We start from the raw sequence: 20,672 nt of genomic DNA on the forward strand, positions 1-20,672 counted from the left end.
CATCAATTGACGCCCGGCAGGTGCCCAGACAATGACGCTACGCTTCTCCAGTTTCAGTATTCGTGCCCGGATCGTGGCTCTGTTCTCGGTACTGATCGGGCTTTCGGTCCTGTCATCCTGGCTGATGCAGTCCCGCATTGATGTTATCGGGGCAAGAGTGGACGACCAGGCAACCATCATTGCCGGCCAGCGCGCCGCGACCGAGCAGCAGTCGGAACTGATTGACCGTCAGCAGGCAATCGGTGTGTTGGCCGGCCGGGTGACCACTGCGCAGCAGCACCTGGATGCGATGCAGTACTGGTATTTCCACGCAGCGCTGAACGCAGATCTGGAATCTCTTGAGAAGGCCGAGGCGGCTCTGGCGCTGTTGCTGGCAGAGCTGGATTACATGGCCATAGCCGATGCGGCTCTAGGTGATAGGGTTGCCGACATGAAGGAATCTGTGGATACCTATCGGACTGTTGGTGCACGGATGTTCGAATTCTTCGAAAAGTCCATGATGCTCATGGGGCGCTCAATGGCGGAGGTTGCCCGAGAAGAGGCGGTAAAGCTGACCAACCATCTGGGTGCCATTCGCGTGGACTACCAACAACAGGCGAGCGCTCTTTCAGAAGGTGTGCTGGCCGCCGGTGCCGACCTGCTGACCGCCTCGGATGAGGTCGTGGGCAGCGCCGAAGCTGTCCAGCAGGATATTAATGGCGCCCGGCAGACCGGTCTGGTCATGGCGGTTACCCTGGTGGTTGCGGCCCTGGTGCTTGGCGGCCTGTTCCTGATGTCACTGACGCGGCCCATAAATCGTCTCGGGCGGCAAATTTCCGACATCCAGGAAACCAATAATCTCGCTGGCACCCTGCATTATCAACGAAAGGACGAGCTTCGGGTTATTGCCAGTGCCTTTGACCAGATGCTTGAACGGTTTGCCAGACTGATTGGCCAGGTGGCTGGCACCACCGGAGATCTGGGGGATGTGGCGGCGCGGGGCCGGGCCAGCTCCCAGAGCCTGAATGAGTATGTGGGGCGTCAGAAACACGAAACCAGCCTCGTTGCGACCGCCGCCAACCAGGTGACGGTCACAGCTGAAGGTGTATTAGATAATGCCCGGAACGCCGAACGCCTGTCCCGGGAGGTCAGTGAGCTGACGTCCTCCGGAGGCGCCGCCGCTCAGGCGTCGGTCACAGCAATGAGCCAACTTGAAGAGCGCATTGAAGAAGTGGCTGTGTCTATTCGCTCGCTGGCTGGACAGAGTGAATCCATCGGGCGTGCGGTGGAGGTTATCCGGGTTATTTCCGAGAAAACCAATCTGCTGGCGCTCAATGCGGCCATTGAAGCAGCCCGGGCGGGTGACGCGGGGCGGGGATTTTCCATTGTTGCCGACGAAGTTCGTGGCCTGGCCCAGCAGACCGCCGGATCTACCGAGGAGATTGACGAGCTGGTAACGGCCCTGCAGAAGGGGGCCCGGAGTGCGGTAGATTCTGCCGAGACCAGTCGAGAGGAAAGCCGACGCACGGTGGCGCTGATCCAGGAGTGCAGCCAGAGCCTCCAGGCCATTGACGACAAGGCCCTGGCAATGCGTTCACTTAATCAGGAGGTCGCCCAGGCGGCCGCAGAACAGAGGGACGCTGTGAGCAGTATTGACGAAAACCTGATCAATCTGACCGAGCAGATAGAGGAGATATCAGACAACGCCCGAAATGCCGAATCCATGACTGACCGTGTGGCCTCGCTGAGTGAGATCCTGACCAGCAACATTCGTCAGTTCCGGTACTGAATACGCAAATAAGCGCCAGCCGGGTTGTCTACTGACAGTTGCCTGATAAGCTTAGGAAAACACTTGCATGCAGGACTTTGCGTGGCTTCCATTCAGATGAGAGAAAGACTCCAGGCTGCTGAAAGCTGGATTCTGTCCAACTCGAACCCTCCCCAGAGTTGGCCCTGGACCTGGTTGTACAAGGTCGGACGCACGGCGTACGCCATGGCCCGGGACGTAGTCAGCGGGCAGCTCACACTTCATGCCATGAGCCTGGTCTACACCACGCTGCTGAGTATCGTGCCGCTTCTTGCCTTGAGCTTTTCGGTTCTCAAGGCGCTGGGTGTGCATCAGCGGATGGAACCATTCCTGTTCCAGTTCTTTGAGCCGCTGGGGCCCCAGGGGATACAACTCGCCGAGCAGATCCTCGGGTTCGTGGATAACATGAAGGTTGGGGTGCTCGGCTCTGTCGGCCTGGCGTTGCTGGTCTACACGGTGGTTTCCCTGCTGCAGAAAATCGAACGCTCCTTCAACATGATCTGGCGCGTACCAGACATGCGCTCCATGGCACAGCGCTTCAGCAACTACCTGAGCGTCATCATGGTGGGACCGTTGCTGATGGTTTCAGCTATTGGTGTGAGCGCGACCATTTTCTCCTCAACCATTGTCCAGAAGCTGATTGAAATCGAGCCGTTCGGTTCGGTCATTCTGGTTGCCAGCCGCTTTACGCCGTTTTTTCTGGTGGTTGGCGCGTTCACCTTTGTTTACGTGTTCATGCCCAACACCCGGGTCAAGTTGCGGTATGCCGCCATCGGCGGTCTCGTGGCCGGGGTTTCCTGGCAAGCTGGCGGTATGCTGTTTGCCTCCTTTGTGGCGGGTTCGGCCAAGTACGCCGCAATCTATTCCAGTTTCGCCATCGGCATCATCCTGCTGATCTGGATCTACTTGAACTGGATGATCCTGCTACTCGGTGCCAGCCTGGCGTTTTATCTGCAGAATCCCGGGTCAGTGGCCAAGCGGCGCCAGGTACAATTGGCACCGGAGCTCCAGGAGAATGTGGCGCTCGCGACTATGTGGCTGGTGGCCAAACCGTTCAGTGAGGGGGAGCCGGCGCCTCAGCAGGAAGTATTGGAGCACCAGTTGAGAGTGCCGGGTGAGGTGACCCGTGCGCTCAGTGACAAGTTGATCCGGGCGGGTTTGCTCAGCCTGGCCGGAAGCCAGGGCGATAGACTTGTGCCCGGACGGGCACTGGATCTTATTACCGTGGGTGAGGTACTCAGGGCTGTTCGCCACGACGAGGACCGGATAGTTGACCGGCTGCCAAAGGTCATTCCGGCTGAATTGCTGGGTTCGCGAAAGGTGGAGGAGACGCGAACATTCGCCGAGTTGTTGCGAGCTGATGATCATCAGGAGAGGGCCGGATCATTGGCCGAACCTGTGCCTGTGTCAGCTCCTGACCGTTGATCGACCGCCTTCCCGGAGCATCTTCTGCACCGCGTTGCGGACGTTGCTGATTTGGTCCGGGGTTAAACGTACCAGTTTTGGCAACTGCTCTTCGGCAAGATTCCGCTGGTGCGCGTGCCTGAGTACCTCCCTGGTACCAATGACCATGCCATCGGTCAGGGGCGTGTGCTTCTGTCTTGGCGCCGGTCGTTCGGCCGCCAGAAGGTAGGCGTGATACTTGGGGGGAAGGTTCCATTCGTTCGCCAGTAACTGGCAGGTGGCCCACTGGTACCTCGCCAGTGCGTGGCGGATAAGTGCAGGCTCCGGTTCTCCGGATGCAGAAAGTGACCGGCAGATACGTTGCAGTTCCCGGCGGATGGTGATGTAGCCAAGTGAAGGCAGCAAACCCACCATGAAGTGTGCGCTAGTGTCTTCTCCCTGAGTCCTCGCAATCAATTCCGCCGATCGTGCGCAGGTCAGGCCCCAGCGCCAGACGCGTTGCCCGAAAAGCGCTTCTCGGCTGTTCCTCGCGGCCATCATGGGGCGCATTACCGCGGCGGAAATAACGTTCCTGATGCCATCCACCCCGAGTATGAACACCGCCTGGTCCACCGACTCAATGGCATGGTCGCTGGTGCGGAAGTAGGGACTGTTGGCAATCTGCAACAATTGATCGGTCAGCGACGGATCTCCAAGAATGATCTCTGTCAGCCGGTGGCGGTCGGTCGATTCATCAGAGAGAGCCCGCATGAGCATGGGCAGACTCATGGGTTGCCGTGGAAGTTCTTCCATTTTGTTCTTGGACAGGCGCTGATCGAGTTCCGCCAGCACCTCGTCGTAAGACGAAAGATCAGCCCGCAAAGCCGCGGGTTCGGCGTCCAGTAGCCAGCAGAACAGGTGCTCCTCCAACTGTTGGGCCAGTTCAGGGCCTGTGTCCGGGGTTTCGTTGGGCGGGATCTGCGGGGATGGATTGAACAGCCTCGCCTCTGAAGCTGGCGGTGCAGGTTGTTTAGTGGTGAATAATCCTGAAATCCAGGAGAGAAAACCTGGCATCCGTTGCCTCCGGGTCGAACCTGTTCGAAGTAATGAACCTCCGTTTCTGAGAGTATAGATGTACGACGCATCCTTGCACAGGTTTCAAGCCCGTGAATTACTGCGGGAATTTACAGGAACGATTCCCCGAACACGAACACCAGTTGGCAGATGCCAGCGCCAAAGCCCAGGAAAGCGCCCACAAGTATCAGTTTGATTTCGTCCTCCTGGAAACAGGGCCGGAGAAGGTCCTGGAATTCTTCAGAAGACAGGGCGATCATCCGCTCGACCATGATCGATTCCACCGCCCGGGCCCGGTCCTTCTCGAACACCGGGTTGTTGAACGATGTCTGCGATATTTCGATGGCTTTTTCGCCCACCTTGTTCTTGAGGGTGGCAAAGCCGGTGGGGCCGAAGGCCATCTGGGTCAGCGCCTTGCCCATGCCGGCGGTTTCATCCACCAGCGGTTTGATGTGCTTCTTGACCATGTTGCGGGCGCGATCACCCTTGGGCCCATCGAGAATGGCGTTAATGATGTTGCCGACGGTAAGAATCTCGTGGGTCACGATGTGGCAGAAGGATTCTGCCACGGCCGGCTGGCGCTTCAGGAACAGGCCCTGAATGCGGAATGGCCCGACTTTTTTGGCGTGCAGCGGCCGGAAAATAACGTTCAGGGCAATCCAGTTGGTCGCCCAGCCCACCAGCAGGCCGAAGAAGGGCAGTACCCACCAGCTCGGGTAGACATACCAGACCGCCATCTGGATCAGGCCGAACAGGAAGCCGAAGTAGAGCCCCGAGTTGATGATGAACCGGAATTCCACCTCACCACATTCAATAAAGATCCGGTTCAGCAATTCCTTGTCGCTGGCCAGGCGGTCAATGACCATGCCTTTGATATCCAGCAGGTCTTCGATGTTATCGGAGACGTCCTCAACCAGGTTGTCCACCAGCTGAGGCGTTGATTTGCGGACGCGGTCGTAAACCATCTTGCGAGCTGAGGCGGGCAGGTTTTCCCAGAAGGTGGGGTATTCCTTGAGCATCATCTCGTCCACGTACTCCTCGATTCGCGGGTCGACAGAGTGAACGATATGGGTGGCCAGAACCTTGGGGTCAATCTGCTGGAAGATTTCCCGAACGGTGCCGATCTTCGAGATGGTGGCGTCGACACTGATAGCGGCCATTTTCCGGGCCTTCGAGGGGATGATGCCCTGCCAGCCGAGCAGCGGTGGTTTGCCAATGAATTCCAGGGGATAGAAAGTCATTTTGATGGCCAGCCAGTTGGTGGTCCAGCCGATCAGGGCGGCAATAACCGGGATACTGAGGTATTGCCAGAATTCTTGGGTGCTTAGCAGGCTTGTCATCCCGTTACTCGCGTGTGATCGTTTTTTTGCTTTCGGAGTCGACAGGGATAATGTTGTTGGCACCCCTCCATGTCAATGACTTGCGTGCCGACATGAGACGGCGGCACGGTCGGAATCGATCAGCTGCCGATATCACCCCACAGCCATTGGCAAAGCGCCATGGCCGCAACCGGTGCGGTTTCGGTGCGCAGCACCCGGGGGCCAAGGGCTACCGGCAGAAAGCCCTCTTTTTCCGCCCGGGCAATTTCCTCGGGCGAAAGGCCGCCTTCCGGGCCGATCATCAGCGCAACTCGCCCCGGGGGAATAATGGACTTCAGAGCGTGCTCGGTGCGGTGATGCAATACAAGGCGGACTTCGCAATCGCGGCTGTGTTCCAGCCACTCGGAAACCGTCATCACCGGCAGTATCTCCGGTACCCGGGCGCGCCCGCACTGTTCGGCGGCGCTGATGGCAACGGATTGCCAGTGGCGCAGGCGTTTGTCTTCCCGGTCGCCCTTCAGTTTTACGTCGCATCGTTCGGTGGTCAGCGGCACGATACGGGTAACACCCATTTCCACGGCTTTCTGCACCGCGTAGTCCATGCGGTCGCCCTTGGAGAGAGTCTGGCCGAGGACGATTTCGAGGGGGGATTCTGTGGCGTTGGCCTGTGGAGTGCCCACCTGGACTTCCACGTTCTTCTTGCTGGCGCTGGTGATGGTAGCGGGGTAGTCGTTGCCATCGCCGTTGAAAAGCAGCAGATCCTGCCCCGGTTGCATGCGCAATACCCGCCCGACGTGTTGCGCCGCGTTGTCATCAAGTGCTGCGGTGCCGCCCTCCGTGAGGGCGGAATCGGTGTAGATGCGGGGTATACGCATGGGCTGGTCTCTCAGGTCCGGGCGGCTGTCAGTCGCGAACTGCGATCTCAATGCCTTCCGTTGCAACCTGGCCCAGATGGCGGATCTGTTCTTCGGTGATCACGTAAGGCGGCATGAAGTAAACCACATTACCCAGGGGGCGAAGCAAGGCCTGGCGAGTCAATGCATGCTGGTAAACACGAATGCCACGGCGTTCCTGCCAGGGGAAGGGCGTTTTCGAGGCTTTATCTTTCACCATTTCCACCGCTAGGGTCATGCCATGCTGGCGGATGTCGCCGACATTGGGGTGGTCCACAAGATGGGCGACGGATTCGGCCATGCAGGCAGATAGCCGGTGGTTGCTCTCGATGACATTGTCATCACGGAAGATGTCCAGGGTCGCCAACGCCACGGCGCAACCAATGGGGTTGCCGGTATAGCTGTGGCTGTGGAGGAAGGCCTTCAGGGTTTCGTAGTCGTCGTAGAAGGCGTTATAGACATCATCGGTGGTCAATACCACGGACAGTGGCAGGTAGCCGGCGGTAAGTCCTTTGGACAGGCACATGAAATCCGGAGTGATGCCGGACTGTTCACAGGCAAACAGGGTGCCGGTACGGCCAAAACCAACGGCGATCTCATCCGCAATCAGGTGCACGCCATAGCGGTCGCAGGCTTCCCGAAGTTTGGTGTGGTAGATGGGGTGATGCATTCGCATGCCGCCGGCACACTGGATCAGCGGCTCCAACACCACGGCGCAGATTTCGTCGTGCTTTTCGGCGAGGAGCTTGTCCATGGCTTCAAACTGGCGCAGTGCGTAGGCCTCATCGGTCTCACCCGGCTCTTTGTTGAAGGCGTCTGGGGAAGGGGCTGTCAGTACCTCCATCAGCAATGGCTGGTAGGTGTCCTTGTAGAGCGACACATCGCCGAGGGCCAGAGCGCCAAGGGTTTCACCGTGGTAGCTGTTGCTCAGGTTCACAAAGTTTTTCTTGCCCGGTTTGCCATGGTTCTTCCAGTAGTGGAAGCTCATCTTCAGGGCGGCTTCGATGGCCGAGGAGCCGTTGTCGGCGTAAAAGACCTTATTCAGGCCCGGTGGAGTAACTTCGATAAGACGCTCGGACAGATTGACGACCGGCTCGTGGGTAAAACCGGCAAGGATAACGTGCTCAAGTTCGCCAATCTGCTTCTGGATCGCCGCGTTGATTCTCGGATTGGCGTGGCCAAACAGATTGACCCACCACGAGCTGACGGCATCGATAAAGCGATTGCCTTCAAAATCTTCCAGCCAGACACCTTCACCCCGCTTGATGGGCACCAGGGGCACGGCGCCTTCGTGGTCTTTCATCTGGGTGCAGGGGTGCCACACGGACTTGAGGCCACGGGTGACGAGGTCAGCATTGCGCATGATAATTCTCCGTCAGACGGTCTGATTCTGGGTTGTCGCTGTTAACCTGTGCGGATATTACAGTTAACAGCGGATATCGGCCACCCGGATTTCGGGTCGACCTGGCCCGGAATTGCCTGACGTTTCCTACCCCTTGATTCCATCACACTGTGAGATCGAAGGGTTTGGCTGGCAGAGTGCGTCAGTGTAAACTGCCGGTTTCCCGCTAAAGAGCCAGGATGGCTCTGCAAAAACGCAAAGGACGCGACATGAGTAAAGCGATTGTTCTGCTCGGAGACCTCGGCTCCGATCACGAAGGTTTCCCGCCCACCCCGGTGATTGCCGGTTCCCCCGATGTACTGATCGATGGCAAGCCCGTTGCCCGCGTGGGCGATCCGCTGGCACCCCACTCCAAACCTAAGCATCCGCCTCATCCGAGGACCATCACAGGAGGTTCGTCGACTGTCCTGATCAATGGCAGGCCGGCAGCGGTGACAGGCGGTTCGATTTCATGTGGTGGGGTGACTATTGGGTCGGGAACTGTGGTGATTGGTGATTGAGAAACTCTCAGTTATTTCAGCATTCTTGGGGATTGCCTCCATGATAGGCGGCTTATTGGGAATTCTGTTCACAGTGACTGTGGCATTTCCGAGAATACGCATGGTGGAGGCTAGGATTGCCGCGCCCGGTGCCTATCTGGATATGACAAAGACTCTGTGGGGCGATGGACCCTGGGGAAGGTGGATTCGTGCCATGAACGTCTGGTCGTTTTTCACCTACAGGAATCTTCCCGTGATCGGCAGCAGAGTTGCGTCGCGAATGGGTAAAGAGGAAGGGGTGACTCCGAGGCATTTAAAGCTGTGGGCGCTTATTCCGGTCAGCTTTACTTTTGCCTGCGCAATGATATTTGCAGTGTCGGCCATTTTTTTGGTCATTGTTGAGTGAATAGTCGCCTGCTGTGAACAACCCCTTTTCTCTTGCACAGCTGAGCTATGAGGCGCGCGACCGTGAGTGAGGAATGGCGAATCTTCGCAGCGTATGTGGTGGCCGGGGGCATTCTGCTGAGTCTGTTGTTCGTCTTTGTGATCGTGACCACGGGCTTTCGCTATGCCAAAAAAATAGAACAACGAGTCTCGACACGTTCCGGCAGTCTTTCCGGTATCAGTCAGATCTGGTCAGAAGCGCTTATCGGTCGTCTCGTCAGGTGCAGCCATGTCTTTGCGTTCCTCGTTTTCTGAAATCGTTCGTCCCGTTTCTGCCACAAGCGAGCATCTACGTTGGGCGACCCAGATGGTCCGCTGCCACAGCTCTGGCAAGACTGGGGCATAACGCCAATGCTTTTTATGTATCTGGCCGTCATTACCACCCTGGTCACCAATTTGGTGATCCAGTCTATGAGATGAGATACATAATGTTGTCATATGACAACCTTATGTATATTATTTGCCCAAGGAATGGCAAGAATGCCCCGCAAGAGACACGCGAACAAAGATATTGAAGAGGCCGTGGCTTACGCCGAATTGCACGGCTGGCGGATAGAGATTAGAAAGGGCCACGCCTGGGGGCGGATGTATTGCCCGTTCAATACTAAGGATTGCCGCTGCGGAGAGTTCTGTGTTGCCAGTATCTGGAGTACACCCAAAAACACGCAGAACCACGCAAAGCAGATTCGTCGCATCGTTGATAACTGCACCGGATATCGAAGTGCTGGAGGTAAAGACCATGAATCGTGAATATGACTTCACGCTCAAATTTTCAGTTCCAACTGGTCTTGAACAAGAGGCTCTGGAATCCGCGTTGTTCGAGTCGGGGTGCGACGATGCCATCATTGGCCTTGGCCAGAAAGGCCGGCTGGCTTTGAATTTCACCCGCGAGGCGGAGTCGGCAGAAAAAGCCATGCTGAGTGCACTCCAGCAAGTGAAGAAAGCCGTTCCTGAAGCTCGTTTGGTGGAGGCAGGCCCGGACCTTGTTGGTATTTCCGATATGGCCAGCTTGTTGAACTTCTCCCGCCAGAACATGCGTAAACTCATTCAAACTCATCTGGCCAGTTTCCCGTTGCCGGTCCATGAGGGCGCGAGTGCGCTATGGCATCTGGTAGATGTGCTGACCTGGTTCTCCGAAACGCAGAGAAGAGCGATCCCGACTGATTTGATGGACGTGGCCGGAGTGAGTATGGGCGTTAATCTCGTGAGGGAGGTGCGTCGGGTTGATCATCAATTACAGGCCCAATTGGATAGCATAGCCTGAAATTCCGTTGCGAGACGGGAAACGTTCAAGGAAAAGCCCCCGAAGCGGGGGCTTATGGCGCGGTTACTTCAGTGCGCAAGAACCCGCGAAAGAAACGCCTGGGTGCGCTCATTCTGCGGGTTGTCGAACACATCGTCCGGTTTGCCCTGTTCCACAATCTGGCCTTCGTGAATGTAGATCACACGGTCGGCCACTTCACGAGCGAAGCCCATTTCGTGAGTCACGACCATCATGGTCATGCCTTCCTTGGCCAGCTCGCGCATAACGTCCAGCACTTCGCCGATCATTTCCGGGTCCAGTGCTGAGGTTGGCTCGTCGAATAGCATCAGGCGCGGTTCCATGGCCAGGGCCCGGGCGATCGCGACCCGCTGCTGCTGGCCGCCGGACAGCTGGCTTGGGTATTTGTCGGCCTGGTTGCCAATGCCCACCCTGTTCAGCAGTCGTTCGGCGGTCGCGTTGGCTACGGTTTGAGACGTGCTCTTCACCTTCTGGGGTGCCAGCATGATGTTCTTCTTGACCGTGAGGTGCGGGAACAGGTTGAACTGCTGGAATACCATGCCCACTTCCTTGCGGATTTCCGCGAGGGATTTCGGGTTGCCGCTCTTGGGCGCCAGCGGGTGGCCATCCACCTCCAGGGTGCCGGACTCGAACTCTTCAAGACCGTTTACACAGCGGATCAGGGTGGATTTACCGGAGCCACTGGCACCGATGATTACCACCACTTCGCCTTTCTCGACAGTAAGATCAATATCTTTCAGGACATGCAGTTTGCCGAAGTACTTGTTCATGCCCTTCATTTTTACAATCTGAGTCATGGGTAACGTTCCTTCAGACAGAAGCCAGACCGCGCCGCTCAACGAAGCGGAGAATCAGTGACAATGAGAGGGTAATGGCCAGGTAGAGGATCGCGACCACAAAGTACACCTCAAACGCGGTAAAAGTGTTGGCAATATAGATCTGACCCTGGCGTACCAGCTCACCCACGCCAATCACCGAGAACAGCGATGTGTCCTTGATGCTGACAATGGCCTGGTTGCCCAGCGGCGGAATCATCCGACGGAACGCCTGGGGCCAGACCACAGACCAGAAGGTCTGGGTGCGGGACAGGCCCAGGGAAAGCCCGGCTTCGGTCTGGCCCTTGTCGATGGACTGCACGCCACCACGGACCACCTCGGATATATAGGCGCCGGAGTTCAATGCGATCGCCGCGATGCCGGCCGTCAGGGGATCAATCGGGCCGCCGATAAGGTCGGGCAGACCGTAGAAGATGAACAGCACCTGAACCAGGATCGGCGTGCCGCGAAAGATTTCAATGTAGGCGGTTGCCGGCCACCGTAGGAACCACTTCTTGTTGATGCTCAGCAGGCCAAAGACAATGCCCAGCGCAAAACCGATCAGAAGACCGCCAAAAGAAATCAGCAGGGTGTAGGGGATCCCTTTGATCAGAAAAGGGATGGAGTCGATGGCTGCCTGCCAGTCGAACTGAAACTGGAATTCCACAGTGATAGTCTCCGCAGAGTTTTGGAGTCACGGATTGCCGGGGCAGTGATGCCCCGGCACAGGGAATCAGACCAATAGGGTCCGGGAGGCCTTACATGTCTTCGGGCATGGGGCCAAACCACTTCTCGTAGATGGTCTTGTAGGTACCATCTTCTTTCATGGCGGCCAGGGCCTCGTTAACGTCATCAACCCACTCACTGCCACTCTTCAGGGCGATACCATACTGCTGGCCTTCATACAGCGGGCCAACGGTTTTCACCTTGCCTTCACCTTTGGTGCGGGCGAAGTAGCCAACGTTCGGCGCATCGTAGAAGACAGCATCAATGGAGCGGGACATCAGCGCCATGTACATGTCCGAGCTGCCCGGGTAGGGGGTTACGCCGTCATCGGCTTCCAGATTCTTGACCAGGTAGTCGTAACTGGTGCTGCCAATCTTGGTGCCGATTTTCTTGCCTTCGAGGTCGTCGAATTCGCTGACATCGCCGTTGCTCTCGCGAACAAGAATGCGCAGGCCGGAATCGTAGTACGGGTCGGAGAAGTCGACGATTTCTTCACGTTCTTCGGTAATGGTGATGCCGGCAATGGCAATGTCGACGTTACCGGTTTGCAGCGCCGGGATGATACCGTTGAAATCCATGGTGTTCAGATCAATCTCGAAACCGGCACGGTCGGCCACCTCGCGGATGATTTCCATGTCAAAACCGATCATCTCGCCGGTTTCCTGATCCATCATTTCAAACGGAACGAAACTGGGGTCAGTGACGACGCGCAGGGTCTCTGCGCTGACGGTTCCTGCGGCAACGGTGAGTGCCAGGCTGGCGCTTACGGTCTTTAGCCACTTCGTGCTCATACATTCTCCTTTTCTTTCTTATGAGGCTCCATTTGCCCGGTAAGGCAAGCCGGACCAATCACTGCTGTTGACTGCGATCTCCGGGGAGCGTTGATGGAACTGCATCACATACACTCTAGACTATTACGCAGATGGACACAGGAAATCAAATGCTTGGCGGGGAGGTGCGGCTGGTGGAGCTTGTTGGATTACGTTCCTTTGGACCGAATCCAACTCACGATGAGTGGCTTAAATTTTCGGAAGAAAGGTAGGTCGGATTAGGCCCAACGGGCCGTAATCCGACACCGGTTACGCGCATCAGAAAGCAATCTTCTCCCGCTCACTGATGCCCAGGTTCTTCCAGATGCTGATGCTGGGTTCCACCTGGTTCAGGGTATAGAAATGCAAGCCCGGCGCGCCGGCCTTCAACAGCTTTTCGCACATCTCGGTGACCACTTCCTCACCGAATTTGCGGATGGAATCACTGTCGTCGCCGTAGGCCTCGAGCTGCTTGCGAATCCAGCGGGGAATTTCCGCGCCGCACATGTCGGAGAAGCGAACCAGATTGGAGAAATTGACGATGGGCATGATGCCCGGCACCACCGGAATGGTAACGCCCATCTTCTCCAGACGGTCGATAAAATAGAAGTAGCTGTCTGCGTTGAAGAAGTACTGGGTGATGGCACTGTTGGCGCCAGCCTGAACCTTGCGGGCAAAGTTCTTCAGATCTTCTTCGGCGTTGCGGGCCTGGGGATGAAACTCAGGGTACGCTGCCACTTCCAGGTTGAAGGTGTCGCCGCTGTGCTCGCGGATAAACTCCACCAGCTCGTTGGCGTAGCGCAGCTCACCGGCTGCCCCCATACCAGAGGGCATGTCGCCCCGCAGGGCGACAATCCGGTTGATTCCATGCTCCCGGTAAAGATCCAGCAGCTCGCCGATTTCCTGGCGGGTGCCCCCGACGCAGGAAAGGTGCGGAGCCGTGGAAATGCCCTGGCTATGCAGGTTGAGCACGGTCTCGATGGTGCGGTCCCGGGTGGAACCACCGGCGCCGAAGGTGACCGAGAAAAAGTCGGGATTCACCTCGGCCAGCTGGTTGCGCACGTTCTGCAGCTTTTCCTTGCCCTGGTCGGTCTTGGGCGGGAAAAACTCAAAGCTGAAACGGCGCTTGAACTGTTTCTGGGATTGCATCTGTTTACCCGATCAGTACTTGTAGCTTTCTGGCTTGTACGGGCCTTCGACCGGTACACCGATGTATTTGGCCTGCTCCGGCGTCATCTTGGTGATCACGCCACCAAAGCCTTCCACCATGGCCCGGGCCACTTCCTCGTCCAGGTGCTTGGGCAGAACCTGAACATATACGCCTTTCTCACGCGCATCTTCCGGCAAGTCGGCGAACTTGCGCTCGAACAGGTACATCTGGGCCAGAACCTGGTTGGCGAAGGAGCCGTCCATGATTCGTGACGGGTGACCGGTGGCGTTACCCAGGTTCACCAGGCGGCCTTCGGAGAGCAGGATCAGGTGGTCGTTGGTGGCCTTGTCGCGGTACACAACGTGCACCTGTGGCTTCACCTCGTCCCATTCCCAGTTCTTGCGCATGTAGGCGGTATCGATCTCGTTATCGAAGTGGCCGATGTTGCACACTACGGCTCCGCTCTTCAGCGCCTTGAGCATGTGTGCATCGCACACATTCATGTTGCCGGTGGTGGTGACCAGCAGATCGGTGTTCTGCAGCAGGTCACGGTCCACGCCCGCCTCGGTGCCGGTGTTAACGCCGTCGATGTACGGGGACACCACTTCAAAACCGTCCATGCATGCCTGCATGGCGCAGATCGGATCGGCTTCGGTGACTTTCACGATCATGCCTTCCTGACGCAGCGAAGCGGCAGAGCCCTTGCCCACGTCGCCGTAACCGATGACCAGGGCCTTCTTGCCGGAAAGCAGGTGGTCGGTCGCGCGCTTGATGGCGTCGTTCAGGCTGTGGCGACAACCGTACTTGTTGTCGTTCTTGGATTTGGTGACCGCGTCGTTCACGTTGATGGCCGGAACCTTCAGGGTGCCTTCGCGCAGCATTTCCTGCAGGCGGTGCACGCCGGTGGTGGTCTCTTCGGTCACGCCGTGGCACTTGGCCAGAATCTCCGGGTATTTTTCATGGAGCAGGGCAGTCAGGTCGCCGCCGTCGTCCAGGATCATATTCGGCTCCCAGCCGTCAACGTCGGCACCCACGGTGCGCTCAAGGCACCAGTCGTACTCTTCGTCGGTCTCGCCTTTCCAGGCAAACACGGGAATGCCCTGCGCCGCGATGGCCGCTGCAGCTTGATCCTGGGTTGAGAAGATGTTGCACGAAGACCAGCGCACGTTAGCGCCCAGTTCCACCAGGGTCTCGATCAGCACGGCGGTCTGTATGGTCATGTGGATACAGCCCATGATGTTGGCGCCTTTCAGCGGCTGCTCGGCTTTGTACTTCTCACGGAGCTTGATCAGGGCCGGCATTTCGCCTTCGGCGATGTTGATTTCCTTCCGGCCCCAGCCGGCCAGGGAAATATCGCGAACCTTGTAGTCGTCAAAGCTGTTCAGTTTTTCTGCGGGAGTGCTCATGGTGTTCTCCTGTCAGTCAGTTTGGCTTGGGCATATGTCTGGTGACATACGCCCCAAATCGGTTTAGATACCAGCAGCATCCTTGAGAGCGGCGGCGCGATCGGTCTTCTCCCATGGGAAGGCAGTAAAGGTCTTGCCACCCACGGTCATCTCGTACGGATCGCGGCCAAAGTGGCCGTAGGCTGCCGTGGCCCGGTACATCGGATGCAGCAGATCGAGCATGTTGGTGATCGCATACGGGCGCAGGTCGAAGTTTTCGCGAACCAGCTGGATGATCTTGTCGTCGCTGATCTTGCCGGTGCCGAAGGTGTTCAGGGAAATCGACGTTGGCTGGGCAACGCCGATGGCGTAGGACACCTGGATCTCGCACTTGTCGGCCAGGCCGGCGGCAACAATGTTCTTGGCTACGTAGCGGCCGGCGTAAGCGGCGGAACGGTCTACCTTGGACGGATCCTTGCCGGAGAAGGCTCCACCACCGTGGCGAGCCATGCCGCCATAGGTGTCGACAATGATCTTCCGGCCAGTCAGGCCGCAGTCGCCCACCGGGCCGCCGATCACAAACTTGCCGGTCGGGTTGATGTGGAACTGGGTGTCCTTGTGGAGCAGTTCAGCGGGCAGCGCATGCTTCACAATCAGCTCCATCACCGCTTCTTTCAGGTCTTCCTGGGTCACGTCTTCATCGTGCTGGGTGGACAGAACCACCGCGTCGATACCGGCAACACGGCCATTCTCGTAGCGGCAGGTTACCTGGCTCTTGGCGTCCGGACGCAGCCACGGCAGCAGGCCGCTCTTGCGGGCCTCGGCCTGGCGCTGCACCAGACGGTGGGAGAAGGTGATCGGTGCCGGCATCAGCACGTCGGTTTCGTTGCTGGCGTAGCCGAACATCAGGCCCTGGTCGCCGGCACCCTGGTCTTCCGGCTTCTGGCGGTCAACGCCCTGGGCGATATCCACCGACTGCTTGCCGATGATGTTGATGATGCCGCAGGTGTCGCCGTCGTAGCCCACTTTCGAGGAGGTGTAGCCGATGTCCTTGATCACACCGCGCACCAGGTCTTCCAGGTCGACCCAGGCGCTGGTGGTGATTTCACCGCCAACGATGGCCACACCGGTTTTTACCATGGTTTCGCAGGCAACGCGGGCGTGGGGATCGTCGGTCAGAATGGCGTCCAGCACGGCATCAGAGATCTGGTCTGCCAGTTTGTCCGGGTGGCCTTCAGAGACCGATTCGGAAGTGAAGATATTGTAGTCAGCCATAACGCATGCTCCTCTGTGAGCGATTCAAATTCAGGCCGGTAAGTGGCTTTCTTAAAGCGCTTTCCGGTATCCGGTTTGGTGGTCTGTGTAAGGATACGTAAAACTACGTATCCGTATATCAAAATTTGTTGATATTGCGATTCAGGTCGTCAAATCTGGCCGCTGTGTTTCCAGAATTCGCGAACCTGGATCTGGAAACCGTTTCGCAAGCCGATGAACAGCTGTTCCCCGGCTACCAGGCCAGCGTCCGCTGCCCAGCTTGTAAGCTCTTCAGGCTCAAAACCGAGCCAGAGATCACCGCAGTTTTCTTTGGCCCAGTCCTGGTCGTGACTGCACAGGTCGCTGATCACAAAGCAGCCGCCGTTGTTCATCAGTGCCGCGGCATCCAGGAAGATGTCAGCGGGGCTGGGCACGTGGTGCAGCACCATGTTGGCAACCACCAGGTCGAAGGCATCGCCCCGGGCCAGCAGGGTGTCGGTTACGCCCTCAATCAGATCGATGTTGTTCAACCGTTCTTCAATACACGTGCGGGTTGCCTTGGCCAGCATGTCCCGGCTGTTATCAAGGGCAACCACATGTCCGCAAAGCTCAGCCAGAACAGGCAGAAAGGCGCCTTCACCGGGGCCGATTTCCAGGGCCGACTGCCACTGGTGCTTGCGGGACCGCTTGCGAATCATCTCCGCTACCGGCTCCGCATAAAGGTCAAAGGCCGCGATCAGCTCCTGCTGTTCCCGGAACTGCTCTGCATGGCGGGCAAAAAAGGCCTGGGACTGATCGGCACGCTGTGTGCGAATGGCTTCAATCCGTTCCTGCAGGTGCGGCGGCAGCGGCACCCGGTCGACCACCTCAAATATCTGGCGAATGGTCTGGTCGGTTGGCTTGTCGCTGTCCAGATGCAGCGGGCGGCGATAGAAGATCGCATTGCCTTCGCGCTGTGGCTCCAGCAGACCGGCCTTGTTCATCACTTTCAGGTGGTGGCTCATGCCGGACTGGCGCATATCGAACAGCTGGCTGAGTTCCAGTACCCCGAAGGTATCCCTTCTCAACACACGCAAAATCTCCAGGCGCAAAGGATCCCCGCTCGCTTTGAAGATCGGGGCCAGTGCGTCCACGGAGGACAGGTTATCGGCGTGTGCGTTCATGGATGTCATGGCAACGAAGTGTAGGGTGCTTCGGGTGGTCAATCAATAGGCATATCAAAAAATTTTGATATAGATTTATCATTCTTTGAAATCAGACCCTTTCGGAAATCCACAGGCAAACAATCGTGAAACAGGCGTATGCCGATTTGCCCCGGCACACACTAATCGGCGAAAATACGCGCCTCATTTTGATCGCCCTTTGATCACTACGAATTCTTTTCCTGCAAAACACTGGAGAAACGTCAATGCCGTCTCGTAAAGATCTCGCCAACGCCATTCGCGCGCTGAGCATGGATGCGGTTCAGAAAGCCAAGTCCGGCCACCCGGGTGCGCCCATGGGTATGGCGGATATCGCCGAGGTTCTGTGGAACGATTACCTGAGCCACAACCCGGCCAACCCTCAGTGGGCCAACCGTGACCGCTTTGTGCTGTCCAACGGTCATGGCTCCATGCTGCAGTACTCCCTGCTGCACCTGAGCGGTTACGACGTTTCCATCGACGACATCAAGAATTTCCGTCAACTGCATTCTAAGACGCCGGGCCATCCCGAGTACGGCTACACTCCGGGCATTGAAACCACCACCGGCCCCCTCGGTCAGGGCATTGCCAACGCCGTTGGCTTTGCCATTGCCGAAAAGTCTCTGGCAGCGCAGTTCAATCGCCCGGGTCATGAGATCGTTGATCACTACACCTACGCGTTCCTCGGCGACGGCTGCCTGATGGAAGGCATCTCCCACGAAGTGGCGTCCCTGGCCGGCACTCTGGGCCTCGGCAAGCTTGTGTTCTTCTATGACGACAACGGCATCTCCATCGATGGCGAGGTTGAGGGCTGGTTCACCGATAACACCCCGCAGCGTTTCGAGTCCTACGGCTGGCAGGTGATTCCCGCAGTCGACGGCCACGACGCCGATGCCATCCGAGCTGCTATCGAAGCGGCCCGGGCCAACACCGATCAGCCCACCCTGATTTGCTGCAAGACCATCATCGGCTTTGGTTCCCCGAACAAGCAGGGCAAGGAAAGCTGTCACGGTGCTCCACTGGGTGACGACGAAATCACCCTGACCCGCGAGCAACTGGGCTGGCAGCACGGCCCGTTCGAAATCCCGGCCGACATTGCCAGTGCCTGGAATGCGCGTGAGAAAGGCGCCGCAGCCCAGTCCGAGTGGGAGCAGAAGTTCGCCGCCTACGAGAAGGCCGAGCCGGAGCTTGCCGCAGAATTCAAGCGCCGCATGGCCGGCGACCTGCCTGCCGATTTTGCCGAGAAGGCCCAGGCCTACATCCAGGAATGCCAGGACAAGGCCGAGACCGTGGCTTCCCGCAAGGCTTCCCAGAACACCCTGAATGCCTACGGCCCGCTGCTGCCGGAACTGATGGGCGGCTCTGCCGACCTGGCTGGTTCCAACCTGACCATCTGGTCCGACACCAAGGGCCTGACCAAGGAAGACGCCAGCGGTAACTACATTTACTACGGCGTTCGTGAGTTCGGCATGGCCGCCATCATGAACGGCATCGCCCTGCACGGCGGTTTCGTGCCCTACGGCGCTACCTTCCTGATCTTCATGGAATACTGCCGTAACGCCGTGCGCATGGCCGCGCTCATGAAGCAGCGTTCCATCTTCGTGTTCACTCACGATTCCATCGGCCTGGGCGAAGACGGCCCGACACACCAGCCGATCGAGCAGATGGCCAGCCTGCGCACCACGCCCAACATGAGCATGTGGCGTCCGGCTGACACCGTTGAATCTGCGGTGGCCTGGAAAGCCGCACTGGAGCGCAAAGATGGCCCGACGGCCATGGTGTTTTCCCGTCAGGGCCTGCCGGCTCAGGATCGCGACGCCCAGCAACTGGCTGACGTGGCGAAAGGCGCCTACATCCTCTCCGACAGCGAGGGCACTCCGGATCTGATCCTGATCGCCACCGGTTCCGAAGTGGCCCTGGCCCAGGACGCCGCTGCCAAGCTGCGGGAGCAGGGCAAGAAGGTGCGCGTGGTCTCCATGCCGTCCACTGACGTGTTCGACGCCCAGAGCGCCGAGTACAAGCAGCAGGTTCTGCCGCTGGACGTGACCAACCGCATCGCCATCGAAGCCGGCATTGCCGACTACTGGTACAAGTACGTTGGCCTCGACGGCCGCATCATCGGCATGACCACCTTCGGTGAGTCCGCGCCGGCCGGCGAACTGTTCAAGGAATTCGGCTTCACCGTCGACAACGTCCTGGAAGTGGCAGCCGAGCTGCTGGACGCCTGATGACAGACTCTGCGCCTTTTCGTGTCGCCATCAACGGGTACGGCCGAATTGGCCAGTGCGTGTTGCGTGCGCTTTATGAAAATGGCTTTCGCGACCACCTGCAGGTGGTCGCGATTAATGAGTTGTCGGATATCGACACCATTGCCCACCTGACCCGATATGACTCCACCCACGGGCGTTTCCAGGGTGATATTTCGGTGTCGGGCCAGGATCTCATGGTCAATGGCGATGCGATCCGCGTGTTGAGTCATGCTGATCCGGCAGAACTGCCCTGGCGGTTGCTGGATGTTGATCTGGTGCTGGAGTGCTCCGGCGCTTTCTCTGATCGCGCCACGGCTCAGAAACACATCGATTCTGGCGCCAAACAGCTGCTGTTCTCGCAGCCGGCCGAGTCCGATGTAGACCGCACCGTGGTCTACGGTGTGAACCACGCCGATCTCACAGCTGATGATGTGATCGTGGCCGCCGCCTCATGCACAACCAACTGCCTCGTTCCGGTGATCAAAGTGCTGGACGACGCGTTTGGTGTGGAGCAGGGCAGCACCACAACCATCCATGCCGCCATGAACGACCAGCCTGTCATCGATGCCTACCACCATCAGGATCTGCGGCGCACTCGAAGTGCCCTGCACAACATAGTCCCGGTGGAGACCGGTCTTGCGAAAGGCATTGAGCGCTTGTTGCCCCAGATGGAAGGCAAGTTCAGCTCGGTGGCCATGCGGGTGCCGACCATGAACGTGTCCGCCATCGACATGGTGGTGAATGTGCGCAAGAGCACCGATGTGGCAACGGTGAACAGCCTGCTAAAAGAGGCCGCCAATGGCCCGTTGAAGAGCATACTCGGCTACACCGACGAACTGCTGGCAAGCTCCGATTTCAACCACGACGCCCATTCCGGCGTGGTGGACGGCGGCCAGACCCGGGTAACCGGGGGCACCATGGTGAAAGTACTGTGCTGGTTCGATAATGAGTGGGGGTTCGCGAACCGGATGCTCGATGTCAGCAAAAGCTGGCTGACGAAACACAGAACCTGATTGTCGGTTATCGCTGTGCTCGAACCGA

20 protein-coding genes are annotated in these 20,672 nt (G+C 58.0%); 9 read left to right on the plus strand and 11 right to left on the minus strand.

Annotated elements, in window-relative coordinates; all coding sequences use genetic code 11:
- Positions 1–31 precede the first annotated feature (31 nt).
- Complete coding sequence (locus tag WA411_RS09270) at positions 32–1,768, plus strand: methyl-accepting chemotaxis protein (RefSeq protein WP_291906498.1); 1,737 nt, start codon at positions 32–34, stop codon at positions 1,766–1,768.
- Between the two features lie 81 nt (positions 1,769–1,849).
- The gene (locus WA411_RS09275; protein ID WP_153633910.1) at positions 1,850–3,211 is read left to right on the plus strand and encodes a YihY/virulence factor BrkB family protein; all 1,362 of its coding nucleotides are present in this window, start codon (positions 1,850–1,852) and stop codon (positions 3,209–3,211) included.
- Here the strand turns inward: WA411_RS09275 and WA411_RS09280 are convergent.
- The 4 genes from WA411_RS09280 to WA411_RS09295 form a co-directional block, all read right to left on the minus strand.
- Positions 3,194–4,243 (minus strand): HDOD domain-containing protein, encoded by a 1,050-nt coding sequence (locus tag WA411_RS09280; RefSeq protein WP_069184442.1) that lies wholly within the window; start codon positions 4,241–4,243, stop codon positions 3,194–3,196. The two genes, WA411_RS09275 and WA411_RS09280, sit on opposite strands and share 18 nt — an antisense overlap.
- 110 nt (positions 4,244–4,353) lie before the next feature.
- A complete protein-coding gene (locus WA411_RS09285) occupies positions 4,354–5,583 on the minus strand; it encodes a DUF445 domain-containing protein (RefSeq protein WP_291906495.1) in 1,230 nt (409 codons plus the stop codon).
- Positions 5,584–5,702: 119 nt separating this feature from the next.
- Positions 5,703–6,437, minus strand: a complete 735-nt coding sequence (locus WA411_RS09290; RefSeq protein WP_153633908.1) for a 16S rRNA (uracil(1498)-N(3))-methyltransferase — start codon at positions 6,435–6,437, stop codon at positions 5,703–5,705.
- A 28-nt stretch (positions 6,438–6,465) separates the two neighbouring features.
- Complete coding sequence (locus WA411_RS09295) at positions 6,466–7,818, minus strand: adenosylmethionine--8-amino-7-oxononanoate transaminase (protein ID WP_291906492.1); 1,353 nt, start codon at positions 7,816–7,818, stop codon at positions 6,466–6,468.
- 248 nt (positions 7,819–8,066) lie between these two features.
- Between WA411_RS09295 and WA411_RS09300 the strand changes: the two genes are divergently transcribed.
- The 5 genes from WA411_RS09300 (at position 8,067) to WA411_RS09320 (ending at position 10,044) form a co-directional block, all read left to right on the plus strand.
- The gene (locus WA411_RS09300) at positions 8,067–8,357 is read left to right on the plus strand and encodes a type VI secretion system PAAR protein (protein WP_069184498.1); all 291 of its coding nucleotides are present in this window, start codon (positions 8,067–8,069) and stop codon (positions 8,355–8,357) included.
- Positions 8,347–8,742: a hypothetical protein gene (locus WA411_RS09305; RefSeq protein ID WP_291906489.1), complete on the plus strand. Its 396-nt coding sequence runs from the start codon at positions 8,347–8,349 to the stop codon at positions 8,740–8,742. The genes WA411_RS09300 and WA411_RS09305 overlap by 11 nt, the downstream gene beginning before the upstream one ends.
- Before the next feature lie 62 nt (positions 8,743–8,804).
- Positions 8,805–9,035, plus strand: a complete 231-nt coding sequence (locus WA411_RS09310; protein WP_291906487.1) for a hypothetical protein — start codon at positions 8,805–8,807, stop codon at positions 9,033–9,035.
- A gap of 225 nt (positions 9,036–9,260) precedes the next feature.
- Positions 9,261–9,530: a hypothetical protein gene (locus WA411_RS09315; protein WP_418766804.1), complete on the plus strand. Its 270-nt coding sequence runs from the start codon at positions 9,261–9,263 to the stop codon at positions 9,528–9,530.
- Positions 9,520–10,044: a DNA-binding protein gene (locus tag WA411_RS09320; RefSeq protein WP_291906485.1), complete on the plus strand. Its 525-nt coding sequence runs from the start codon at positions 9,520–9,522 to the stop codon at positions 10,042–10,044. Before WA411_RS09315 ends, WA411_RS09320 begins: the two co-directional genes overlap by 11 nt.
- A gap of 68 nt (positions 10,045–10,112) precedes the next feature.
- On the opposite strand, the gene WA411_RS09325 is transcribed toward WA411_RS09320, so the two are convergent.
- The 7 genes from WA411_RS09325 to WA411_RS09355 all read right to left on the minus strand — a co-directional run bounded on the left by WA411_RS09325 (position 10,113) and on the right by WA411_RS09355 (position 17,373).
- Positions 10,113–10,859, minus strand: coding sequence for an amino acid ABC transporter ATP-binding protein (locus WA411_RS09325; protein WP_069184434.1), 747 nt, complete (start codon positions 10,857–10,859; stop codon positions 10,113–10,115).
- 13 nt (positions 10,860–10,872) lie between these two features.
- Positions 10,873–11,544, minus strand: coding sequence for an amino acid ABC transporter permease (locus WA411_RS09330; RefSeq protein WP_069184433.1), 672 nt, complete (start codon positions 11,542–11,544; stop codon positions 10,873–10,875).
- A 91-nt stretch (positions 11,545–11,635) separates the two neighbouring features.
- Positions 11,636–12,394 (minus strand): transporter substrate-binding domain-containing protein, encoded by a 759-nt coding sequence (locus WA411_RS09335; RefSeq protein ID WP_136630158.1) that lies wholly within the window; start codon positions 12,392–12,394, stop codon positions 11,636–11,638.
- 297 nt (positions 12,395–12,691) lie between these two features.
- Complete coding sequence (gene metF, locus WA411_RS09340; RefSeq protein WP_053112927.1) at positions 12,692–13,561, minus strand: methylenetetrahydrofolate reductase [NAD(P)H]; 870 nt, start codon at positions 13,559–13,561, stop codon at positions 12,692–12,694.
- 12 nt (positions 13,562–13,573) lie between these two features.
- Positions 13,574–14,968, minus strand: a complete 1,395-nt coding sequence (ahcY, locus tag WA411_RS09345) for an adenosylhomocysteinase (protein WP_069184430.1) — start codon at positions 14,966–14,968, stop codon at positions 13,574–13,576.
- 63 nt (positions 14,969–15,031) lie between these two features.
- Positions 15,032–16,222 carry a methionine adenosyltransferase gene (metK, locus tag WA411_RS09350; protein WP_069184429.1) on the minus strand — a complete coding sequence of 397 codons (1,191 nt, stop codon included), beginning with the start codon at positions 16,220–16,222 and terminating at the stop codon, positions 15,032–15,034.
- 149 nt (positions 16,223–16,371) lie between these two features.
- On the minus strand, positions 16,372–17,373 hold the full coding sequence (locus WA411_RS09355; RefSeq protein ID WP_069184428.1) for a metalloregulator ArsR/SmtB family transcription factor: 1,002 nt from the start codon (positions 17,371–17,373) through the stop codon (positions 16,372–16,374).
- 236 nt (positions 17,374–17,609) lie between these two features.
- Between WA411_RS09355 and tkt the strand changes: the two genes are divergently transcribed.
- Together tkt and gap are read left to right on the plus strand one after the other, a co-directional pair.
- The gene (gene tkt, locus WA411_RS09360; RefSeq protein WP_136630155.1) at positions 17,610–19,610 is read left to right on the plus strand and encodes a transketolase; all 2,001 of its coding nucleotides are present in this window, start codon (positions 17,610–17,612) and stop codon (positions 19,608–19,610) included.
- Complete coding sequence (gene gap, locus WA411_RS09365) at positions 19,610–20,644, plus strand: type I glyceraldehyde-3-phosphate dehydrogenase (RefSeq protein WP_291906474.1); 1,035 nt, start codon at positions 19,610–19,612, stop codon at positions 20,642–20,644. Before tkt ends, gap begins: the two co-directional genes overlap by 1 nt.
- Positions 20,645–20,672 lie beyond the last annotated feature (28 nt).

The organism is Marinobacter sp. CH_CUG1437-1, from assembly GCF_037029655.1.
GTDB classification, from domain to species: domain Bacteria; phylum Pseudomonadota; class Gammaproteobacteria; order Pseudomonadales; family Oleiphilaceae; genus Marinobacter; species Marinobacter salsuginis.